Annotated in this window: 1 protein-coding gene; it reads left to right on the top strand. The window is 70.4% G+C overall.

Annotated elements, in window-relative coordinates; genetic code table 11:
- The first annotated feature begins 95 nt into the window (after positions 1-95).
- Entirely contained in the window at positions 96-1,919 is a 1,824-nt protein-coding gene (locus ACFXGA_RS40145) for a glycosyl hydrolase family 28-related protein (RefSeq protein WP_378098459.1), read from the top strand.
- The last annotated feature ends 46 nt before the right edge of the window (positions 1,920-1,965 follow it).

Raw genomic sequence — 1,965 nt, 5'->3', positions numbered from 1 at the left:
TCTTTTACACTCTCACGCGGCAAACCGAGATATGGTTGTGTTTGGTGGGTTGGGTTTTGTTTATAAGACCCAGCACGGGGTGGGGGTCTATCGTCGTGGGCGGGGGCGCGGCCGTCCCGTACGTCGAGCACGAGGCGGAAGCGGCCCGCTACCAGGGCACCCTGCTGGAGGCGGACCCGCTGCGCCGGTTCGGGCACACGAACTTCGCCACCGAGTCGTCGGGGCGCAAGTCGGTGCGGCTCGACCGCACGGGCCAGTTCGTGGAGTTCACGTCCACCGCGCCGGCGAACTCGATCGTGGTGCGCAACTCGATCCCCGACGCCCCCGGCGGCGGTGGCATCGAGGCCACCATCAGCCTGTACGTGGACGACGTGTTCACGCAGAAGCTGACGCTGTCGTCGCGGCACAGCTGGCTGTACGGCAACACCGACGACCCGGAGGGGCTGACGAACACGCCGCAGGCCGACGCGCGCCGGCTGTTCGACGAGGCGAACGCCCTGCTGGCGCGGTCCTACCCGGCCGGCACCCGGTTCCGGCTCCAGCGGGACGCGGACGACACGGCCGCGTTCCACATCATCGACCTGATCGACCTGGAGCAGGTCGCGCCGCCGTCGTCCCAGCCCGCCGGCTGCACGTCGATCACGGCCTACGGCGCGGTGCCGAACGACGACGGCGACGACACCGACGCCATCCAGCGGGCCGTGACCGACGACCAGAACGGCGTCATCGGCTGCGTGTGGATCCCGGCCGGGCAGTGGCGGCAGGAGAAGAAGATCCTCACCGACGACCCGCTCGACCGCGGCCAGTACAACCAGGTGGGGATCAGGGACGTCACCATCCGCGGCGCGGGCATGTGGCACTCGCGGCTGGTCACGCTCACCGAGCCGCACCTGGCGCGGGGCGGCATCAACCACCCGCACGAGGGCAACTTCGGGTTCGACATCGACGCGAACACGCAGATCTCGGACCTGGCGATCTTCGGTTCCGGCCGGATCCGCGGCGGGCCCGGCGGCGCCGAGGGCGGGGTGGGCCTGAACGGCCGGTTCGGCCAGGGCACGCGCATCACGAACGTGTGGATCGAGCACGCGAACGTGGGCGTGTGGGTCGGGCGCGACTACGACAACATCCCGGCGCTGTGGGGTCCCGCGGACGGGGTGGAGTTCAGCGGCATGCGGATCCGCAACACCTACGCCGACGGGATCAACTTCACCAACGGCACGCGCAACTCGCGGGTGTTCAACTCGTCGTTCCGGACCACGGGCGACGACTCGCTGGCGGTGTGGGCGAACCGGTACGTCAAGGACCAGGCCGTCGACGTCGCGCACGACAACGCGTTCCTGAACAACACCATCCAGTTGCCGTGGCGGGCCAACGGCATCGCCATCTACGGCGGCCACGGCAACCGGGCCGAGCACAACCTGGTGTACGACACCATGAACTACCCGGGGATCATGCTGGCGACCGACCACGACCCGTTGCCGTTCTCCGGGCAGACGCTGCTCGCGGACAACGCCCTGTTCCGGACGGGTGGCGCGTTCTGGGGCGAGGCGCAGGAGTTCGGCGCGATCACCCTGTTCGCGCAGGGCCGCGACATCCCGGGGGTGACGATCCGGGACACCGAGATCCACGACTCGACCTACGACGGCATCCAGTTCAAGTCGGGTGGCGGGGCCGTGCCGGGGGTGGTGATCAGCGACGTCCGGATCGACCGCTCGAACAACGGGGCGGGGATCCTGGCGATGAACGGCGCGCGCGGGAGCGCGACGCTGACCAACGTGACGATCACCAACTCGGCGTCCGGGCACGTCGTGGTGGAGCCGGGCGCGCAGTTCACCATCACCGGCGCGCCGACCTCGGCGTCCGCCGCCGACGCTCCGCCGTCGCCCGCCGCGGCCCGGCGGGGGCGCGGCGTCTCCTGACCGGCCACGGCCGGAACGCCGCCGCGGGGGTTCCCCGCTCTCCCGG

The organism is Actinosynnema sp. NPDC059335, from assembly GCF_042752395.1.
In the GTDB taxonomy this organism is placed as follows: Bacteria; Actinomycetota; Actinomycetes; order Mycobacteriales; family Pseudonocardiaceae; genus Actinosynnema.
This window is presented reverse-complemented; position numbering and strand designations above follow the sequence as displayed.